The organism is Ruoffia sp. FAM 26254, assembly GCF_045528545.1.
Lineage (GTDB): Bacteria > Bacillota > Bacilli > Lactobacillales > Aerococcaceae > Ruoffia > Ruoffia halotolerans.
Map to the genome: position 1 here is coordinate 1 of NZ_JBGQQY010000113.1, position 711 is coordinate 711.

A 711-nucleotide genomic window follows, 5' to 3' on the forward strand; every position below is an offset into this window, starting at 1 on the left:
TGGTCAAACGACTATTTCTCAACGAACAATGGTCTCCAGAACAAATTTCTGGTCGTTTGAACCTTGAAAATTCCAAAAATAAAATCAGTTATAATACTATCTATCGTGCAATTTATCGTGGCGACTTCGATGAGCCTGGTTTATCAACCGGTAATCGAGGCGCTATCCGTAAATTAAGACACAGAGGTAAAACACGCCATTCTAAAAATCACGTAGAGAGAAGAGGAAAGATCCCTATCTCCAATACGATTCATGAACGACCAGATAGCGCTAATGAACGAACTGAGATTGGTCATTGGGAAGCAGATACAGTTGCAGGTCAAACTGGTAAAGCGTGCTTAGTAACGCTAGTTGATAGAAAATCTAGGTTATTACTAATCGGTAAATCTGAGAAGAAAGCTTCTAAGCCGGTAGTTGACCAAATGATTAAATTACTACAAGGTATTGATTCTAATTTTTGTAAAACCATTACACCTGACCGTGGTAAAGAATTCAGTCAACACGCCCGATTGACTGAGGAATTAAATAATACGCAAATTTATTTTCCAGATCCTCATGCCCCTTGGCAAAGAGGATCTAATGAGAATACAAATGGACTCCTTAGAGAGTACTCACCGAAAGGTGTTGATTTGACAGATGCAACTGATGAAGAGATACAAGGTTGGGCAACGAAATTAAATACACGTCCCAAAAAATGTTTGAATTGGAAAA

The 711-nt window shown here is 38.4% G+C and carries 1 protein-coding gene; it reads left to right on the plus strand.

Annotated elements, in window-relative coordinates; all coding sequences use genetic code 11:
* Window positions 1–711 (plus strand): IS30 family transposase (locus tag ACEN3Z_RS11890; RefSeq protein ID WP_407090986.1); only part of this gene is annotated, 711 nt, incomplete at both ends.